The sequence below is a fragment of the Stenotrophomonas sp. STK17_22 genome, from assembly GCF_051983905.1.
GTDB classification, from domain to species: domain Bacteria; phylum Pseudomonadota; class Gammaproteobacteria; order Xanthomonadales; family Xanthomonadaceae; genus Stenotrophomonas; species Stenotrophomonas maltophilia_A.
The window spans coordinates 1839606-1855227 of sequence record NZ_CP197010.1; the positions used below are offsets into that span (position 1 = coordinate 1839606).

Sequence of the window (15622 nt, forward strand, 5' to 3'; positions counted from 1 at the left end):
TTGTCAATCGCTTCATGGCTGGGTTCGGGGGACATCCGCGCAACTGCCTGTCCGAGGTTCGTCAGGTGCGATCTCCGGGGTAGCGGAAGACCGTTCCATTCGAAACCACTGCTTCGGCAGAACCTTCGTTCAACCGCCGACGCAGATCGGTGCGCACCGATCATCGGATAGTGCCACGTGAAAACGTTTACATGGCAGAATGGGCAACTGTATTCGATTGCAGTGCTCGCCGTCATGCGGCAGGCGCGCAATCATCACTGCCATCGGGAGGGCCGAGGCAGTCCCAAAAGACAGCCCGGCTTCGGGCGGACCGGATAGGTGATATGGCAAAAGTGCAGTTGCAGGGTGTGCGCAAGGTCTATGACAACGGCCAGGTCGCGGTGAAGGACGCCAGCTTCGAGGTCGCCGATGGCGAGCTGATGGTGCTGGTCGGTCCGTCCGGCTGTGGCAAGTCGACCCTGCTGCGGATGGTGGCTGGCCTGGAGGAGATCAGCGGCGGCACGCTGACCATCGGTGATCGCGTGGTCAACGACGTGGCGCCGAAGGATCGCGACATCGCCATGGTGTTCCAGAGCTACGCGCTGTACCCGCACATGACCGTGGCCGAGAACCTGGCCTTCGGCCTGAAGCTGCGCGGCCATGACAAGGCGACCATCGACAAGCGCATCGCCGAGGCCGCACAGACGCTGGGCCTGACCGAGATGATGGACAAGCTGCCCAAGGCGATGTCCGGCGGCCAGCGCCAGCGTGTTGCGCTGGGCCGGGCGCTGGTGCGCGAGCCGGCGGTGTTCCTGCTGGACGAGCCGCTGTCCAACCTCGATGCCAAGCTGCGCCACAGCGTGCGCACCGAGATCGCGCAGCTGCACCGCAAGCTGGGCACCACCATGATCTACGTGACGCACGACCAGGTCGAAGCAATGACCCTGGGCCAGCGCATCGTGGTGTTGAAGGACGGCATCATCCAGCAGATCGATACGCCGATGGCGCTGTACGACCGCCCGGCCAACCTGTTCGTGGCCGGTTTCCTCGGCAGCCCGGCGATGAACGTGCTGCGTGGCACGCTGCAGGGCGATGCCGGCGGCGTGACCGTGGTCGACGGCGAATGGCGGGCACCGCTGGGCCAGGCCACGATCGATCCGGCGTGGCTGCAGAAGCCGATCGCGGTGGGCGTGCGCCCGGAACACCTGCAGCCGGCCAGTGCCGATGATGCGCATGCATTTGCCGCACGCATTGAAGGCATCGAACCGGTCGGCAACGAGATCTTCGTCAACCTGAGCAGTGGCCAGCACGCGCTGACCATGCGCGTGGCGCCGCAGTCGCTGCCGGCGGTGGGCGAGCAGATCCGCGTGGCGATCCACCCGCAGGGCCTGCACTTCTTCAACCCGGAATCCGGCGAGCGGCTGTAACGGGTAGTGCAGGCCGCTGGCCGGCAACCTCAACCAGGCATGGTTGCCGGCCAGCGGCCGGCACTACCATTCCTTCATCCACCGGGCTCAGCGCGCCAGGCCATCCAGCAACGGCATGCGCTGCGCGATCGCATCACCCACCTGCAGATCAGCGTCGCTGGCTTCCAGCGGCAGCACCGCCAGTGCCAGGTCGCCGGCCACGCAGGCAATCGTGCCCAGCGCTGCGCCATCCTGCTGCACGCCATCGCCGGCCTGCGCCGGTGCCGCGGTATGCAGCAGCTGCACCGCACGCTTGGCCTTGCCGAGGAAGTGGGTGCGGGCGACGATCTCCTGGCCCGGATAGCAGCCCTTCTTCACGCTGTAACCGTTCAGGCGGTCCAACCCCAGCTGCTGCGGGGTCCACACTTCGCGCTGGCTTTCTTGCAGCCGGGGCAGGCCGTAGCGCAGGTCGGCCTGGCGCCAGGCCAGTGCGAAAGCGGCCTCATCGGCTTCACTGCCGGCGGCGAAGGCATCGGCGCTGCCAATGCGCAGGGTCCGCGGGAGGGCGTCGCTGCCCAGGTCCAGTTCCCAGCCGTCACCTGCGGTCTGCGCAATCGCAGCGCCGCTGGCGGCTTCGGGCGCAGTGAACGCACCGGCCACGGCCAGATCGCTGCGCACCTGCACCTTTACCTTGCGGCGGAACACGAAGCGCTGCAGTTGCGACGCAATCGCATCGGCATCACCGTCGGCCAGCACCAGCATCACGTGGTCGTCCGCCAGTCGAAGCAGCTGGAACACCGCCAGAGTGCGGCCCTTGGCGCTCAACCAGGCGCTCCACTGCCAGTGCAGCAGGGGCAGGGCGGTGACATCGCTGCTGAACTGAGCGTGGGCGAAGACGGCCGCATCCGGGCCCTGCAGGCTCAGCAGCTGGTGGCCGGGCAGGCGCGGATATCCGACGAAAGCAGGGGGCAGGTTGTCAGGCACGTGAACGAGGTCTAAAATTTGTGCGTTGCGAGACCGAACATGATAGGCCAAACAACCCCCACTCCCGACGACGAATCTGAAGCCCCGCTGGTCCCCGCGGCACCCGTGCCCGTGGAACAGGAAAAAGCAGAGGAATTCGGCGGCCGCGGCGGACTCGATCCGGTGCGGTATGGCGATTGGGAGAAAAACGGACGCTGCATCGATTTCTGATCAGCATTGAGCCAACGCGGCCACGTGCCGCCCAGCCGAGACAACGAGCCCAGCGAATGGCGACCAGACAACGCCCACTTTCCCCGCACCTTCAGGTGTATCGCTGGCAGATTCAGATGGCCACCTCGATCCTGCATCGAGCCACTGGCGTCTTTCTGTCTGTTGGTGCCCTCATCATCGCTGCCGGCCTGCTGGCCCTGATGATGGGGCCCGAGTCCTGGAACTGCTTCACCGGCCATGCCGGGGCCTGGTATGGCCGCGTGTTCCTGTTCGCGTGGACATGGTCGTTCGCCTATCACCTGTGCAATGGCATCCGCCACGTGGTGCAGGACTTCGCCATCGGCTTCAGCATCCCCGCCTTCATCCGCAGCAGCTGGCTTTCGGTCATCGGCAGCCTGGTGATCACCCTGCTGGTGTGGGCCTATGTGATGTTCGGAGGTGCCGCGTGAGCAAGTTCCGTACCCCGTTGAAGAACGTGCGCGGCCTCGGTTCGGCCAAGACCGGCACCGAGCACTTCGTGCACCAGCGCCTGACCGCCGCCGCCCTGGTGGTGCTGGGCATCTGGTTCCTGGTCTTCGTGCTGGGCCTGCTGGGCTCGGATTACGCGACTGCCGCCGCTGCCGTGGCCAAGCCGTGGAATGCGGTGCCGCTGATCGGCCTGCTGATCGCCATGTTCTGGCACGCGCAGCTCGGCATGCAGGTCGTGCTGGAAGACTACATCCACGAATCGCTGCTGGCTCTGGTGCTGCAGACCGCGGTGAAGTTCGTCGCCGTGCTCGGCATGATCGTCAGTGTGTTTGCGGTGGGCCGCATCGCCCTCGGCGTTGCCTGAGCCCAGGCACCAACACAGGAATCCAGATTAGATGTCCGCTTACAAGATCACCGAACACAAGTACGACATGGTCGTGGTCGGCGCCGGCGGCGCCGGCCTGCGCGCCACGTTCGGCCTGGCCGCCAAGGGCCTGCAGACCGTGTGCCTGACCAAGGTCTTCCCGACCCGTTCGCACACCGTTGCCGCCCAGGGCGGTATCTCGGCCGCACTCGCCAACATGGGCGAGGACGACTGGCGCTACCACTTCTTCGACACCATCAAGGGTTCGGACTGGCTGGGCGACCAGGACGCCATCGAATACATGTGCCGTGAGGCCATCCCGGCCATCATCGAGCTCGAACACTACGGCGTGCCGTTCTCGCGCACCGCCGAAGGCAAGATCTACCAGCGTCCGTTCGGTGGCATGACCACCAAGTACGGCGAAGGCCCGGCGGCGCAGCGTACCTGCGCGGCGGCCGACCGTACCGGCCACGCGATGCTGCACACCCTGTACCAGCAGTCGCTGAAGCACGATGCGCGCTTCATGATCGAGTACTTCGCGCTCGACCTGATCTTCGACGAGGAAGGCGCCTGCCGCGGCGTGCTGGCTCTGGACATGTCCGACGGCACCCTGCACCTGTTCCGCGCCCAGGGCGTGGTGCTGGCCACCGGCGGTTACGGCCGTGCCTACTTCAGCGCCACCTCGGCGCACACCTGCACCGGTGACGGTGGCGGCCTGGCCATGCGTGCCGGCATCGCCATGCAGGACATGGAGTTCGTGCAGTTCCACCCGACCGGCATCTACGGCGCCGGCTGCCTGATCACCGAGGGTGTCCGCGGTGAAGGCGGCATCCTGCGCAACAGCAGCGGCGAGCGCTTCATGGAGCGTTACGCACCGCACTACAAGGATCTGGCCTCGCGCGACGTGGTCAGCCGTTCGATGACCATCGAGATCCGCGAAGGCCGCGGCGTCGGCGAGCACAAGGACCACATCCTGCTCGACCTGACCCACCTCGGCCCGGGCGTGATCGACGAGAAGCTGCCGGGCATCGCAGAAAGCGCCCGCATCTTCGCCGGCGTCGACGTGCACAAGCAGCCGATCCCGGTCATCCCGACCGTGCACTACAACATGGGTGGCATCCCGACCAATTACCACGGCGAAGTGGTGCGCAAGGATGGCGACAACCCCGATGCGGTGATCCCGGGCCTGTACGCGATCGGCGAAGCCGCCTGCGTGTCGGTGCACGGTGCCAACCGCCTCGGCTCGAACTCGCTGCTGGACCTGGTGGTGTTCGGTCGTGCAGTGGCCAACCGCTGCGCCGAGACCATCAAGCCGGGCGCGTCGCACAAGCCGCTGCCGGCCGATGCCTGCGACAAGGCGCTGGGCCTGCTGGACAAGCTGCGCCACGCCAACGGCGATACCCCGACCTCGGTCATCCGCGATCGCATGCAGCGCACCATGCAGGCCGACGCGGCGGTCTTCCGCACCAGCCAGACGCTGAAGGAAGGCTGCGAGAAGATGGACAAGATCTTCGACTCGTTCCAGGACGTGAAGGTCTCCGACCGTTCGCTGGTCTGGAACTCGGACCTGATCGAGACCTACGAGCTGAACAACCTGCTGCTCAACGCGGTGGCGACGATCAACTCGGCCGAACAGCGCAAGGAAAGCCGCGGCGCGCATGCGCACGAGGACTATCCGGACCGCGACGACGTCAACTGGCAGAAGCACACCCTGGTCAGCGTCGACGAGAAGGGCAAGTGCAGCTTCGACTACCGTCCGGTGCACATGTACACGTTGACCGACGACGTGTCCGTAGTGCCGCCGAAGCCGCGCGTGTACTGATCCGACCCCGCCTACCATGCAATCCGCGCCCACGGGCGCGGGCCGCCTGAGCCAACGAGAGCAGCCATGGCCGAGTTTTCACTCCCCAAGAATTCCAAGATCACGAAGGGCAAGCACTTCCCCGTCAAGAACGGCGGCAAGAACGTGCGCACCTTCAAGATCTACCGCTGGAGTCCGGACGACGACAGCAACCCGCGCACCGATACCTATGAAGTCGATCTGGACGCCTGTGGCCCGATGGTCCTGGACGCCCTGATCAAGATCAAGAACGAGATCGACCCGACCCTGACCTTCCGCCGCTCCTGCCGCGAAGGTATCTGTGGTTCGTGCGCGATGAACATCGACGGCACCAACACCCTGGCCTGCACTCGAGCCATCTCGGACTGCGGCAAGAAGGAAGTGCCGATCTACCCGCTGCCGCACATGAACGTGGTCAAGGATCTGGTTCCGGACCTGACCCACTTCTACGCGCAGTACGCCTCGATCAAGCCGTGGATCCGCACCCAGACCCCGGCACCGCCGGACCGTGAGCGCCTGCAGTCGCCGGAAGACCGCAAGAAGCTGGACGGCCTGTACGAGTGCATCCTGTGCGCCTGCTGCTCGACCAGCTGCCCGAGCTACTGGTGGAACGGCGAGCGTTACCTGGGCCCGGCGATCCTGCTGCAGGCCTACCGCTGGATCATCGACTCGCGCGATGAGGACACCGGTGCGCGCCTGGACGATCTGGAAGATCCGTTCAAGCTGTACCGCTGCCACACCATCATGAACTGCGCCCGGACCTGCCCGAAGGGCCTGAACCCGGCGCTGGCGATCGCCGAGATCAAGAAGCTGATGATGGAACGCCGCGCCTGATCAGGCCTGGCTGTACCCGGTAGAGCCACGCCACGCGTGGCTGTGCCACCCCAGCAAAGCCACGCCATGCGTGGCTTTGCTGTATCTGGAGAAACATGATGGAAGAAGACGTTCTGCTGAAGAAGCTGCGCTGGCGTTGCCGCCGCGGCATGCGTGAGCTGGACCAGCTGTTCGGTCGCTACCTGGACCACGAATGGAGCACTGCGCCGACCGAAGAGCGCGAGGTTTTCCTGTTCCTGCTCGACTGCGAGGACGATAAGTTGTGGCGCTGGTTCATGGGCTATGAGGCCTGTCCACATGCGCACGCGATCCCCCTCATGCAGAAGATCCTCGCCCTCAAGCCTTGAGTGGCGCCCCTCGCGGCTGCAGGCCGCCGCCCAGTTGGCGGTGCTGCTGGCTGCGCCCTGGCTGCTGCGCGCATCGGATCTGCCTTCACGGTTGCTGATGCCCGCGGTGGTGCTGGCCTGGGTCATCGGGTTGGCCGAACTGGCCTGGCGCCAGCGCAGGCCACGCGTGCAGGTGCTTCTGCCGGCACCGCCCGAGCCGCTGCAGGTGGCGGGGCAGGACGCCGATACACCCCAGCTGGTCGTGCGTGGTCCATGGCTGTTGTTGCTCTGGCGTGAGGATCGCCGCCGCCGGCGCCTGCTGTTCTGGCCGGATGTGCTCGATTCCGGGCAGCGACGTGAACTGCGACTGGCCGTGGCCGCACGTGGCGTTTCCCGTAGGCCCCGGTCGATGGCACCATAAGCTGAATTGACCGGCGTGCCTGCATGTTCAAACCCATTCCCGTGGCCATTGGCCTGCGCTACCTGCGCGCCAAGCGCCGCAACGGCTTCATCTCCTTCATCTCGATGGCATCGATCCTGGGCATCGCGCTCGGCGTCACGGTGCTGATCACCACCTTGGCGGTGATGAGCGGTTTCCAGAAGGAAATCCGCAGCCGCCTGCTGCAGATGACCGCGCACACCACCATCAGCCGCGACGGCGAGCCGATGCCGGACTGGATGCGCGTAGTCGACGTGGCCCGCAAGGACCCGCGCGTGGCCGGTGCTGCGCCGTACATCGAGATCCAGTCGATGATCAGCGGCCCGCGCGTGCAGGGCGCGATCATCCAGGGCATCGATCCGGCGCTGGAGCCGAAGGTATCGGTGATCGACAAGAAGGTCACCAAGGGCAGCTATGACAGCCTCACGCCGGGCAGCTTCAACCTGCTGCTGGGCAAGGAGCTGGCGATCTGGCTGGGCGTGGACGTTGGCGATCAGGTGCTGGTGACGTTCGCCGAAGTGCAGGGCACGCCTGCCGGTGCGGTGCCACGGATGAAACGCTTTACCGTGAGCGGCATCTTCGAGGCCGGCTACAACGAGGTCGACCGCGGCGTCGGCTTCGCCAACATGAAGGACCTGGAGCGCGTGCTGCGCAGCGATGGTGCCACCGGCGTGCGCCTGAAACTGCACGACATGGACCGCTCGCTGGAAGTGGGCGTGGACCTGGCGCAGAGCCTTGGCGGTGCGTACCGCGTGAGTGACTGGACCCAGCAGAACGCCAACCTCTACCACTCGCTGCGCATGGAGAAGGTGGTGATGGGCATCCTGCTGTCGCTGATCATCGCGATGGGTGCCTTTAACCTGGTGTCCTCGCAGGTGATGCTGGTGACCGACAAGCAGGCCGACATCGCCATCCTGCGCACGCTGGGCCTGACCCCGGGTGGGGTGATGCAGGTGTTCATGGTGCAGGGTTCGCTGATCGGCATCTTCGGCACGCTGGCCGGCCTGATCGGCGGAATCACCCTGACCCTCAACCTGGAACGCATCCTCGGTGCCATCGAGAGCGTGTTCAACGTCAAGCTGCTGCCGGAGGACGTCTACTACATCACCGGCCTGCCGACCGACATGCAGACCGGCGACGTGGTGGCGATCACCGTGGTCGCGCTGCTGATGAGCTTCCTGGCCACCCTGTATCCCGCCTGGCGGGCAGCACGCACCCAGCCGGCGGAGGCCCTGCGTTATGAATAAGGTCTTCAACCGCGGCGATGAAGTGATCCGCGCCGAAGCACTGGGCAAGACCTACGCCGAAGGGCGCATGCAGACCCCGGTGTTCGATGGCCTGGACCTGACCGTGACCGCCGGCGAAACCGTGGCGATCATCGGCGCCTCTGGTGCGGGCAAGAGCACGCTGCTGCACCTGCTGGGCGGGCTGGATATTCCGACCGCTGGCGAGGTCTACGTGACCGGCCAGCGCATGTCGGCGCTGTCGGACACCGCGCGTGGCCTGCTGCGCAACCAGGCGCTGGGCTTCGTCTATCAGTTCCACCACCTGCTGCCTGAGTTCACCGCGCTGGAAAACGTGATGATGCCGGTGCTGCTGGCCGGTACTGCAGTGGCCGAGGCGAGCAGCCGGGCCACCACGCTGCTGGAAGCGGTCGGCCTTGGCCATCGCCTGGACCACAAGCCCGGCGAACTGTCCGGTGGCGAACGCCAGCGTGCCGCAGTGGCGCGTGCGCTGGTCAATCATCCGGCCTGCGTGCTCGGGGACGAGCCGACCGGCAACCTCGATGACCGCACCGCGGCGACGGTGTTCGAGCTGATGCTGGAACTGAATCGTGCGCGGCATACCAGCCTGGTGCTGGTGACCCACGACCGCAGCCTGGCACGGCGCCTGGACCGGGTGCTGGAGCTGCGCGAGGGGCGCCTGCACGCGCTGGCCCACGCTGACGTCTGAGGCGCCGGGCCCGCTTTGGTGGAAGCCGACCTTGGTCGGCTGCTCTTGCAGGGCAAGCGCCAACCAAGGTTGGCGACTACCGGAATCCGGAGCCTTGGGCCTGCTTGGGGCGACCGCCGACCGGCTGCTGAATGGGGTACTGGCTTTCGCGCCGGCGTTGTCTGCGCAGGCGCATGATGGCGACAGTTCCCCGAGGAGATCGCCATGAAGACCCCGATCCTGATGGCCGGACTCTGCCTGGCGCTGGCCGCCTGCGCGACCACCGGCCGGCTCAGCTCTGCCGAGAAACTTGACCTGTACCGTGCCCATGCCGGCGCGCCGCAGAACGACATGCAGTTCTTCGGCAGCCTCAATGGCTGGACCGAGCTGGGCGACAGCGCGCTGGCGGTGTGGACCCGTCCCAGCGAAGCCTACCTGCTGGAATTGAGAGGTCCCTGCCAGGACCTGCCGTATGCCACCGCCATCGGCCTGACCAGCCAGATGAACCGTGTTTCGGCGCGTTTCGACAAAGTGCTGGTGCGCGACCCGACCGGCGGGCCGCGCATGCCGTGCTTCATCGACAGCATCCGCAAACTGGACGTGAAGGCGCTGCGTGCCTCCGAACAGGAGCTGCGCCAGGCGCAGGTGCAGGAGCGCGAGGAAAGCACGAAATAGCGTGGTAGTGCCGGCCGCTGGCCGGCATCGCGCAGATGCCAGGTTGCCGGCCAGCGGCCGGCACTACCTGTGTGTCAGGCTTCCGGGGTGAAGCCGGCCGGCTTTTCCGCGTCCTTCTCGAACAGGAACTTGACCAGTTCGCCTTCAAGGAACGCGCGATGCTCCGGCGTGCGCGGCGACAGGCGGTTCTCGTTGATCAGCATGGTCTGGTGCGCCAGCCACGCAGCCCAGGCCTGCTTGCCGATGTTGTTGAAGATGCGCTGGCCCAGTTCGCCGGGGTAGGGCACGAAGTCCAGGCCCTCGGCATCGCGTTGTTCGTACTGGCAGAAGACGGTTCGGGACATGGCATTCACTCGTGGTTGCGGGGTTTCTTGGAATTTCGTTTCGGCGTCTTGATCGTTGCGCCGTCGAGCAGTTTGCGGATCGGTGCCGGCAGGCCCAGCGCGTGCAGTTCGTCGCTGGCGACCCAGCGCAGCGTGGGTTCTTCCACGCGCAGTCCGTGTACCTGCCGCGACAATACCTGCAGATGCAGCTTGTAGTGGCTGAAGGTGTGCTGCAGCACGGGCAGCTCCTCGGCGTCTTCCAGCGAACCTTCAACGTGCACGTCGAACCAGTCCTGCAGCACGCTGCCGGCGTCGGCCTGCGGCAGCGTCCACAGCTGCGCCCAGATGCCGGTGTCCGGCCGCTTCTGCAGCAGCACGCGCTGCTGCGCGTCGCGCAGCAGCAGGGCCACTGCTTCGCGTTCGGGCAGGGTCTTGCTGGGCTTGGGCGTTGGCAGTTCGGCAGTGCGGCCTTCGCGCCGTGCCACGCAGTCATCCTGCAGCGGGCAGATCACGCAGGCCGGTTTGGCGCGGCTGCACACCGTCGCGCCCAGATCCATCTGCGCCTGCGTGTAGTCGGCCATGCGCCCGGCCGGCACCTGCGCCACGTGCGCCTCGGCGATCGCCCACAGCTGCTTCTCGATGGCCGGCAGCCCGGGGAAACCATCGATGCCGTGGTAACGGCTGAGCACGCGCTTGACGTTGCCATCGAGGATCGCGAACGGGTCGTTCCAGGCCTGGCTGAGGATCGCGCCGGCGGTGCTGCGGCCGATGCCGGGCAGGGCATGCAATGCATCGAAATCACGCGGCAGGTCGCCGTCGTGCAGTTCCACGCAGCGCTTCGCAGCGGCATGCAGGTTGCGTGCGCGGGCGTAGTAGCCGAGCCCGGCCCACTGCGCCATCACCGCGTCGTTGCTGGCTGCGGCAAGGTCGGGCAGGGTCGGGAAGTGCTGCAGGAACCGCTGGAAATACGGGATGACCGTACTCACCTGGGTCTGCTGCAGCATGATTTCCGACAGCCAGACCCGGTAGGGACTGCGTGGGTGCTGCCAGGGCAGGTCGTGGCGGCCGTGGTCGTCGAACCAGTGCAGCAGGCGGGCGACGAAACCGTCTTCCCGGGCAGTCTTGGCGCTGGCGTGCGGCTGGCGGGGCATCGGTGTTCCGGAGGTGGGCAGCCACCCGTGGGGTGGCTCTACCGGTTTCAGTAGAGCCACGCCATGCGTGGCTGCGCGCTGTATCAGGCGCCCAGCGCTTCGGGCAGCAGGGCGTCGACGAAGGCTTCCGGATCGAACACGCGCAGGTCTTCCGGGCGCTCGCCGATGCCGGCAAAGCGGATCGGAATGCCGAACTCGCGCGCCAGCGCGAACACCACGCCGCCCTTGGCCGTGCCGTCCAGCTTGGTCACTACCAGGCCGGTCACGTTCACCGCGGCATTGAACTGGCGCAGCTGCGACAGCGCGTTCTGGCCGGTGGTGCCGTCGATCACCATCAGCACCTCATGCGGGGCGGTGGGGTCGATCTTGCCAAGCACGCGGCGGATCTTGCCCAGCTCGTTCATCAGGCCGGACTGGGTGTGCAGGCGGCCGGCGGTATCGGCGATCAGCACCGAGGTGCCGCGGGCCTTGCCGGCCTGCAGCGCGTCGAATGCCACCGAAGCGGCATCGGCGTTCTGCCCCTGCGCGACCACGGCCACGCCGTTGCGCTCGCCCCAGGCCTGCAGCTGGGCCACGGCGGCGGCGCGGAAGGTATCGCCGGCGGCCAGCATCAGGCTGTGGCCGTCATCCTTGAAGCGCTTGGCCAGCTTGCCGATGGTGGTGGTCTTGCCGACGCCGTTGACGCCGACGGTGAGCACCACGAAGGGCTTGGCGTTGCGGTCGATCACCAGCGGCTTGGCGACCGGCTGCAGGATCGCGATCAGCTCGGCGCGCAGCGCGGCCAGCAGCGCATTGGCGTCGGCGAACTCGCGCGACTTCATGCGCTTGCGCAGGCCCTCGACCAGGTCGGTGGTGGCGCCCACGCCGACGTCGGCGGTGATCAGTGCGGTTTCCAGCTCGTCCAGCAGGTCGTCGTCGAGCTTGGGGTTACGCGAGAACAGGCCGCCGAAGCTGCGCGCGATGACGCTGTTGCGCAGGCGTTCGCGCCAGCCGGGCTTGCCGGCCGGAGCGGGCACGGCGTCGATCGAGGCAGCCGCAGGCAGGTCGTCGGAGACCGGTGCCGGGGTCGGCGCAGGTTCCGGCAGTGGCGCAGGCACCGGCTCGATGGCTGGGGCAACGACAGGGGCGACGTCGATCTGCGCGATCGGGGCCGGAGCAATGGGTGCCGGGACGGCCGGGACCACCGGAGCGGGAGCCACCGGGGTAGGCTCGACCGTTACCGGGGCGACCGCTGCCGGGGGCGGCTCAACGGGGGCAGGTGCGGCCGGCGCAGCTACCGGCGCTGGTTCCCTGTCCTCGACCGGCGCGGCCGACGGGAATGCCGCCGCCAGCTCTTCAGCCGAGTAGTGCTGGGTCTTGGGTGCCTCCGCTGCGGGGGCATCCTGGGGCTTCTTGCGGCGGAAAAAACTGAGCATTGGCAAAAGGCGCTGAAATCAGAGGGATATGCTACCACTCGGGCCTGTCCGGCCGATGTGGACTCAAGGTGGCGGCCCACCGGCCGCTAACCGGTCCGGAGGGCTGCGCCGTGCGGCCCGGAGACCGCCATGGACAACGTGATGGGAATCGCCCTCAGCGGGATGCGCGCGGCCCAGCAGGGCGTGCAGGTGTCCGCGCACAACGTGGCCAACCTGGCGACCCCGGGTGCCCAGCACCTGCAGTTGCAGCGCAATACCACCGAGCAGGGTGGGGTGCAGGCTTTGGTGGCGCCCACCGGCGCCAATGCCGGCGCGCCGCTGGGTGATCTGCTGGCCGCGAAAGCCGAGGTCGTGGCCTTTGCCGCCAACGCCACGGTGATCCGTCGCCAGGACCAGATGCTGGGCTCACTGCTGGATCGGGACGCCTGAGCAACACCGTTTTGGCAGGTGCCAACCGCCGCCCTCTGGTGGGTGCCAACCTTGGTCGGCACGCTCGACCCGCCCTGGTAGGTGCCAACCTTGGTTGGCACGCTTTTGGGGCGCCAACCAAGGTTGGCCTCTACCAGGGCAACAGTGCCAACCAAGGTTGGCACCTACCAGAGCAGGAATGCCAACCAAGGTTGGCATCCACCAGCACCCGGTAGCGCCGGGCCATGCCCGGCGACCACCGCCTCGATCAGACCGACAGCTCCAGCAGAAGCTTGTTCAGGCGCGCCACATAGGCACCCGGATCCTTCAGGCTGTCACCGGCGGCCAACGCAGCCTGGTCGAACAGCACCCGGCCGAGGTCGTCGAAGCGCGCGCCATCCGCTTCGGCATCAAGCTTGGCGATCAGTGGGTGGCCCGGGTTGATCTCCAGCACCGGCTTGCTCTCCGGCACCTTCTGGCCGCTGGCCTCCAGGATCTGGCGCATCTGCAGGCCCAGGTCCTGTTCGCCGATGGCCAGCACCGCCGGCGAATCGGTCAGGCGGTGCGAGACGCGCACTTCGGCCACGTCATCGCCCAGCACCGTCTTCAGGCGCTCGACCAGGCCCTGCTTGTCCTTGGCCGCCGCTTCCTGTTCCTGCTTGTCCGCTTCGGTTTCCAGCGCGCCCAGGTCGAGGTCACCACGGGCGATGTCGACGAAGCCCTTGCCGTCGAAATCGGTCAGGTAGCCCATCAGCCACTCGTCGATGCGGTCGGTCAGCAGCAGCACTTCCACGCCCTTCTTGCGGAACACTTCCAGGTGCGGGCTGTTGCGTACCTGGCTGTAGCTCTCGCCGGTCAGGTAGTAGATCTTGTCCTGGCCTTCGGTCATGCGGCCGAGGTAGTCGGCCAGCGACACGGTCTGCGCATCGCCGTCGCCACGGGTAGAGGCGAAGCGCAGCAGGCCGGCCACCTTCTCGCGGTTGTTGTAGTCCTCGGCCGGGCCTTCCTTCAGCACCTGGCCGAATTCCTTCCAGAACGTGGCGTACTGCTCCGGCTTGTCGGCGGCCAGCTTTTCCAGCATGTCCAGCGAGCGCTTGGTCAGCGCCGCCTTCATCGAATCGATGACCGGGCCGGACTGCAGGATCTCGCGCGAGACGTTCAGCGACAGGTCGTTGGAGTCGACCACGCCCTTGATGAAGCGCAGGTACAGCGGCAGGAACTGCTCGGCCTGGTCCATCACGAACACGCGCTGCACGTACAGCTTCAGGCCCTTGGGCGCATCGCGGTGGTACAGGTCGAACGGCGCGCGGCCCGGCACGTACAGCAGCGAGGTGTACTCCAGCTTGCCTTCGACCTTGTTGTGGCTCCACGCCAGCGGGTCGCTGTGATCGTGCGCGACGTGCTTGTAGAACTCGGTGTACTCGGCATCGCTGATTTCGGTGCGCGTACGGGTCCACAGTGCGCTGGCGCGGTTGACGGTTTCCCACTCGACCGCTGCGCCTTCTTCACCGCCCTCCTTGGGCATCTGGATCGGCAGGCCGATGTGGTCCGAGTACTTCTTGAGGATGCTGCGCAGGCGCCAGCCATCGGCGAAATCGTGTTCGCCATCCTTCAGATGCAGCACGATGCGGGTGCCGCGCTCGGCCTTGTCGATGGTGGCGACGTCGAAATCGCCTTCGCCGCGCGAGGTCCAGCGCACGCCTTCGCCTGCAGCCAGGCCGGCGCGGCGCGAGGTCACTTCCACTTCGTCGGCGACGATGAAGGCGCTGTAGAAGCCGACGCCGAACTGGCCGATCAGCTGCGAATCCTTCTTCTGGTCGCCGGACAGTTGGCGCAGGAAATCGCCGGTGCCGGACTTTGCGATCGTGCCGAGGTGGGCGATGGCTTCGGCGCGGCTCATGCCGATACCGTTGTCTTCGATGGTGATGGTGTGGGCGGTGGGGTCGAAGCTGACGCGCACGCGCAGCTCGCTGTCGCCTTCCAGCAGGGCCGGCTGGGTCAGGGCCTCGAAACGCAGCTTGTCGGCGGCGTCGGCGGCGTTGGAGACCAGCTCGCGGAGGAAGATCTCCTTGTTGGAGTACAGCGAGTGGATCATCAGTTGCAGCAGCTGCTTGACTTCGGTCTGGAAGCCAAGGGTTTCGGTCTGGGTGGTCTCGGTCATCGATAAGGCTCCGTGTGCAATGCCGCGCCAGCGCGTGCGGCCTCGCCAAGGGGTATGGCTGATTGTCCCGAAATCAAGGGGTTGGTCGGCCGGGCTGCGCCCGGCACCCGCTCAGTGCAACTGCAACTGCCAAAGCCAGGGCCAGAGCGGCATTCCGTGGGATGGCGGGGCACTGTGGGTTCGCGGGGGCGGCGCAAGTACGTCCATGTAGCCTTGGTCGCCGCATCCATGCGGCTCACACCCCGCGAACCCACAGTGCCCCGCCTCTGACAGGTTCACGCGGCTGTTGGTGGGGGCCGACCGTTGGTCGGCACATCTGTCAGATATCGAATGAATTCATCCACGCATGGCGTGGATCTACTGGCAACGGCGGCTGTTGGTAGGTGTCGACCTTGGTCGACACGATTTTTCCATAAGACATCGATATCCAACCCAGTGCCGACCAACGGTCGGCACCCACCAGAGCAGAAAGCCCTTTCGACAGATCGCAGGAAACTGTCGAAGGCGGGGTGGGTCCGGTTGAGGGGGCGTGAGCCGCATGGATGCGGCGACCGAGCTTACATGGATGTACTTGCAGCGCCCCCCTCAACCGGACCCACCCCGCCGGCCCACGGATAGCCGGCTTTTGCCGTTGCTCCGGCCGTTGCCGTGGCTTCGACGGGTGCCGGGCAAAGCCCGGCCGAACTACAATCCCGCTCATGTTGAAA

17 protein-coding genes are annotated in these 15622 nt (G+C 66.4%); 12 read left to right on the top strand and 5 right to left on the bottom strand.

The window, feature by feature from the left end:
* Window positions 1-323: 323 nt before the first annotated feature.
* Complete coding sequence (locus ACSYS9_RS08545) at window positions 324-1406, top strand: ABC transporter ATP-binding protein (protein WP_071229277.1); 1083 nt, start codon at window positions 324-326, stop codon at window positions 1404-1406.
* 87 nt (window positions 1407-1493) lie between these two features.
* Here the strand turns inward: ACSYS9_RS08545 and ygfZ are convergent, their stop codons facing one another.
* Window positions 1494-2369 carry a CAF17-like 4Fe-4S cluster assembly/insertion protein YgfZ gene (ygfZ, locus tag ACSYS9_RS08550; RefSeq protein ID WP_071229278.1) on the bottom strand — a complete coding sequence of 292 codons (876 nt, stop codon included), beginning with the start codon at window positions 2367-2369 and terminating at the stop codon, window positions 1494-1496.
* 39 nt (window positions 2370-2408) lie between these two features.
* On the opposite strand from ygfZ, the gene ACSYS9_RS08555 reads away from it, so the two are divergent.
* The 10 genes from ACSYS9_RS08555 to ACSYS9_RS08600 all read left to right on the top strand — a co-directional run bounded on the left by ACSYS9_RS08555 (window position 2409) and on the right by ACSYS9_RS08600 (window position 9457).
* The gene (locus ACSYS9_RS08555) at window positions 2409-2579 is read left to right on the top strand and encodes a DUF1674 domain-containing protein (protein ID WP_005409075.1); all 171 of its coding nucleotides are present in this window, start codon (window positions 2409-2411) and stop codon (window positions 2577-2579) included.
* A 56-nt stretch (window positions 2580-2635) separates the two neighbouring features.
* Window positions 2636-3028 (top strand): succinate dehydrogenase, cytochrome b556 subunit, encoded by a 393-nt coding sequence (sdhC, locus tag ACSYS9_RS08560; RefSeq protein ID WP_024958620.1) that lies wholly within the window; start codon window positions 2636-2638, stop codon window positions 3026-3028.
* The gene (gene sdhD / locus ACSYS9_RS08565; RefSeq protein WP_005409077.1) at window positions 3025-3411 is read left to right on the top strand and encodes a succinate dehydrogenase, hydrophobic membrane anchor protein; all 387 of its coding nucleotides are present in this window, start codon (window positions 3025-3027) and stop codon (window positions 3409-3411) included. The genes sdhC and sdhD overlap by 4 nt, the downstream gene beginning before the upstream one ends.
* Before the next feature lie 31 nt (window positions 3412-3442).
* Window positions 3443-5233 carry a succinate dehydrogenase flavoprotein subunit gene (gene sdhA, locus ACSYS9_RS08570; protein ID WP_071229279.1) on the top strand — a complete coding sequence of 597 codons (1791 nt, stop codon included), beginning with the start codon at window positions 3443-3445 and terminating at the stop codon, window positions 5231-5233.
* Window positions 5234-5299: 66 nt separating this feature from the next.
* The gene (locus ACSYS9_RS08575; RefSeq protein ID WP_005409079.1) at window positions 5300-6085 is read left to right on the top strand and encodes a succinate dehydrogenase iron-sulfur subunit; all 786 of its coding nucleotides are present in this window, start codon (window positions 5300-5302) and stop codon (window positions 6083-6085) included.
* 98 nt (window positions 6086-6183) lie between these two features.
* Window positions 6184-6432, top strand: coding sequence for an FAD assembly factor SdhE (locus tag ACSYS9_RS08580; protein WP_005409080.1), 249 nt, complete (start codon window positions 6184-6186; stop codon window positions 6430-6432).
* Entirely contained in the window at window positions 6383-6832 is a 450-nt protein-coding gene (locus ACSYS9_RS08585) for a hypothetical protein (protein WP_071229280.1), read from the top strand. The genes ACSYS9_RS08580 and ACSYS9_RS08585 overlap by 50 nt, the downstream gene beginning before the upstream one ends.
* Window positions 6833-6855: 23 nt before the next feature.
* The gene (locus tag ACSYS9_RS08590) at window positions 6856-8097 is read left to right on the top strand and encodes a lipoprotein-releasing ABC transporter permease subunit (RefSeq protein WP_071229281.1); all 1242 of its coding nucleotides are present in this window, start codon (window positions 6856-6858) and stop codon (window positions 8095-8097) included.
* The gene (gene lolD / locus ACSYS9_RS08595) at window positions 8090-8803 is read left to right on the top strand and encodes a lipoprotein-releasing ABC transporter ATP-binding protein LolD (RefSeq protein ID WP_005409083.1); all 714 of its coding nucleotides are present in this window, start codon (window positions 8090-8092) and stop codon (window positions 8801-8803) included. Before ACSYS9_RS08590 ends, lolD begins: the two co-directional genes overlap by 8 nt.
* A 204-nt stretch (window positions 8804-9007) precedes the next feature.
* A complete protein-coding gene (locus ACSYS9_RS08600; RefSeq protein ID WP_032128869.1) occupies window positions 9008-9457 on the top strand; it encodes a DUF6491 family protein in 450 nt (149 codons plus the stop codon).
* A 74-nt stretch (window positions 9458-9531) separates the two neighbouring features.
* On the opposite strand, the gene ACSYS9_RS08605 is transcribed toward ACSYS9_RS08600, so the two are convergent.
* The 3 genes from ACSYS9_RS08605 to ftsY form a co-directional block, all read right to left on the bottom strand.
* Window positions 9532-9801, bottom strand: coding sequence for an oxidative damage protection protein (locus ACSYS9_RS08605; RefSeq protein WP_004153160.1), 270 nt, complete (start codon window positions 9799-9801; stop codon window positions 9532-9534).
* Between the two features lie 5 nt (window positions 9802-9806).
* On the bottom strand, window positions 9807-10931 hold the full coding sequence (gene mutY / locus ACSYS9_RS08610; protein ID WP_071229282.1) for an A/G-specific adenine glycosylase: 1125 nt from the start codon (window positions 10929-10931) through the stop codon (window positions 9807-9809).
* Window positions 10932-11014: 83 nt separating this feature from the next.
* Complete coding sequence (gene ftsY / locus ACSYS9_RS08615; protein ID WP_071229283.1) at window positions 11015-12346, bottom strand: signal recognition particle-docking protein FtsY; 1332 nt, start codon at window positions 12344-12346, stop codon at window positions 11015-11017.
* A gap of 129 nt (window positions 12347-12475) precedes the next feature.
* Here ftsY and ACSYS9_RS08620 point away from each other — a divergent pair, with 129 nt between their 5' ends.
* Window positions 12476-12775 (top strand): flagellar basal body protein, encoded by a 300-nt coding sequence (locus ACSYS9_RS08620; protein WP_071229284.1) that lies wholly within the window; start codon window positions 12476-12478, stop codon window positions 12773-12775.
* Window positions 12776-13022: 247 nt separating this feature from the next.
* On the opposite strand, the gene htpG is transcribed toward ACSYS9_RS08620, so the two are convergent.
* Window positions 13023-14915 carry a molecular chaperone HtpG gene (gene htpG, locus ACSYS9_RS08625; RefSeq protein WP_071229285.1) on the bottom strand — a complete coding sequence of 631 codons (1893 nt, stop codon included), beginning with the start codon at window positions 14913-14915 and terminating at the stop codon, window positions 13023-13025.
* Window positions 14916-15622 lie beyond the last annotated feature (707 nt).

Bases quoted from the DNA above. Each gene is read 5' to 3' on its own strand.
- ACSYS9_RS08580 (WP_005409080.1), top strand. From the start codon at position 6,184: ATGGAAGAAGACGTTCTGCTGAAGAAGCTGCGCTGGCGTTGCCGCCGC.
- ACSYS9_RS08620 (WP_071229284.1), top strand. From the start codon at position 12,476: ATGGACAACGTGATGGGAATCGCCCTCAGCGGGATGCGCGCGGCCCAG.
- htpG (WP_071229285.1), bottom strand. From the start codon at position 14,915: ATGACCGAGACCACCCAGACCGAAACCCTTGGCTTCCAGACCGAAGTC.
- ACSYS9_RS08585 (WP_071229280.1), top strand. From the start codon at position 6,383: ATGCGCACGCGATCCCCCTCATGCAGAAGATCCTCGCCCTCAAGCCTT.
- sdhA (WP_071229279.1), top strand. From the start codon at position 3,443: ATGTCCGCTTACAAGATCACCGAACACAAGTACGACATGGTCGTGGTC.
- ACSYS9_RS08600 (WP_032128869.1), top strand. From the start codon at position 9,008: ATGAAGACCCCGATCCTGATGGCCGGACTCTGCCTGGCGCTGGCCGCC.
- ACSYS9_RS08605 (WP_004153160.1), bottom strand. From the start codon at position 9,801: ATGTCCCGAACCGTCTTCTGCCAGTACGAACAACGCGATGCCGAGGGC.
- lolD (WP_005409083.1), top strand. From the start codon at position 8,090: ATGAATAAGGTCTTCAACCGCGGCGATGAAGTGATCCGCGCCGAAGCA.
- ACSYS9_RS08590 (WP_071229281.1), top strand. From the start codon at position 6,856: ATGTTCAAACCCATTCCCGTGGCCATTGGCCTGCGCTACCTGCGCGCC.
- ACSYS9_RS08545 (WP_071229277.1), top strand. From the start codon at position 324: ATGGCAAAAGTGCAGTTGCAGGGTGTGCGCAAGGTCTATGACAACGGC.
- mutY (WP_071229282.1), bottom strand. From the start codon at position 10,931: ATGCCCCGCCAGCCGCACGCCAGCGCCAAGACTGCCCGGGAAGACGGT.
- ACSYS9_RS08555 (WP_005409075.1), top strand. From the start codon at position 2,409: ATGATAGGCCAAACAACCCCCACTCCCGACGACGAATCTGAAGCCCCG.
- sdhC (WP_024958620.1), top strand. From the start codon at position 2,636: ATGGCGACCAGACAACGCCCACTTTCCCCGCACCTTCAGGTGTATCGC.
- ftsY (WP_071229283.1), bottom strand. From the start codon at position 12,346: ATGCTCAGTTTTTTCCGCCGCAAGAAGCCCCAGGATGCCCCCGCAGCG.
- ACSYS9_RS08575 (WP_005409079.1), top strand. From the start codon at position 5,300: ATGGCCGAGTTTTCACTCCCCAAGAATTCCAAGATCACGAAGGGCAAG.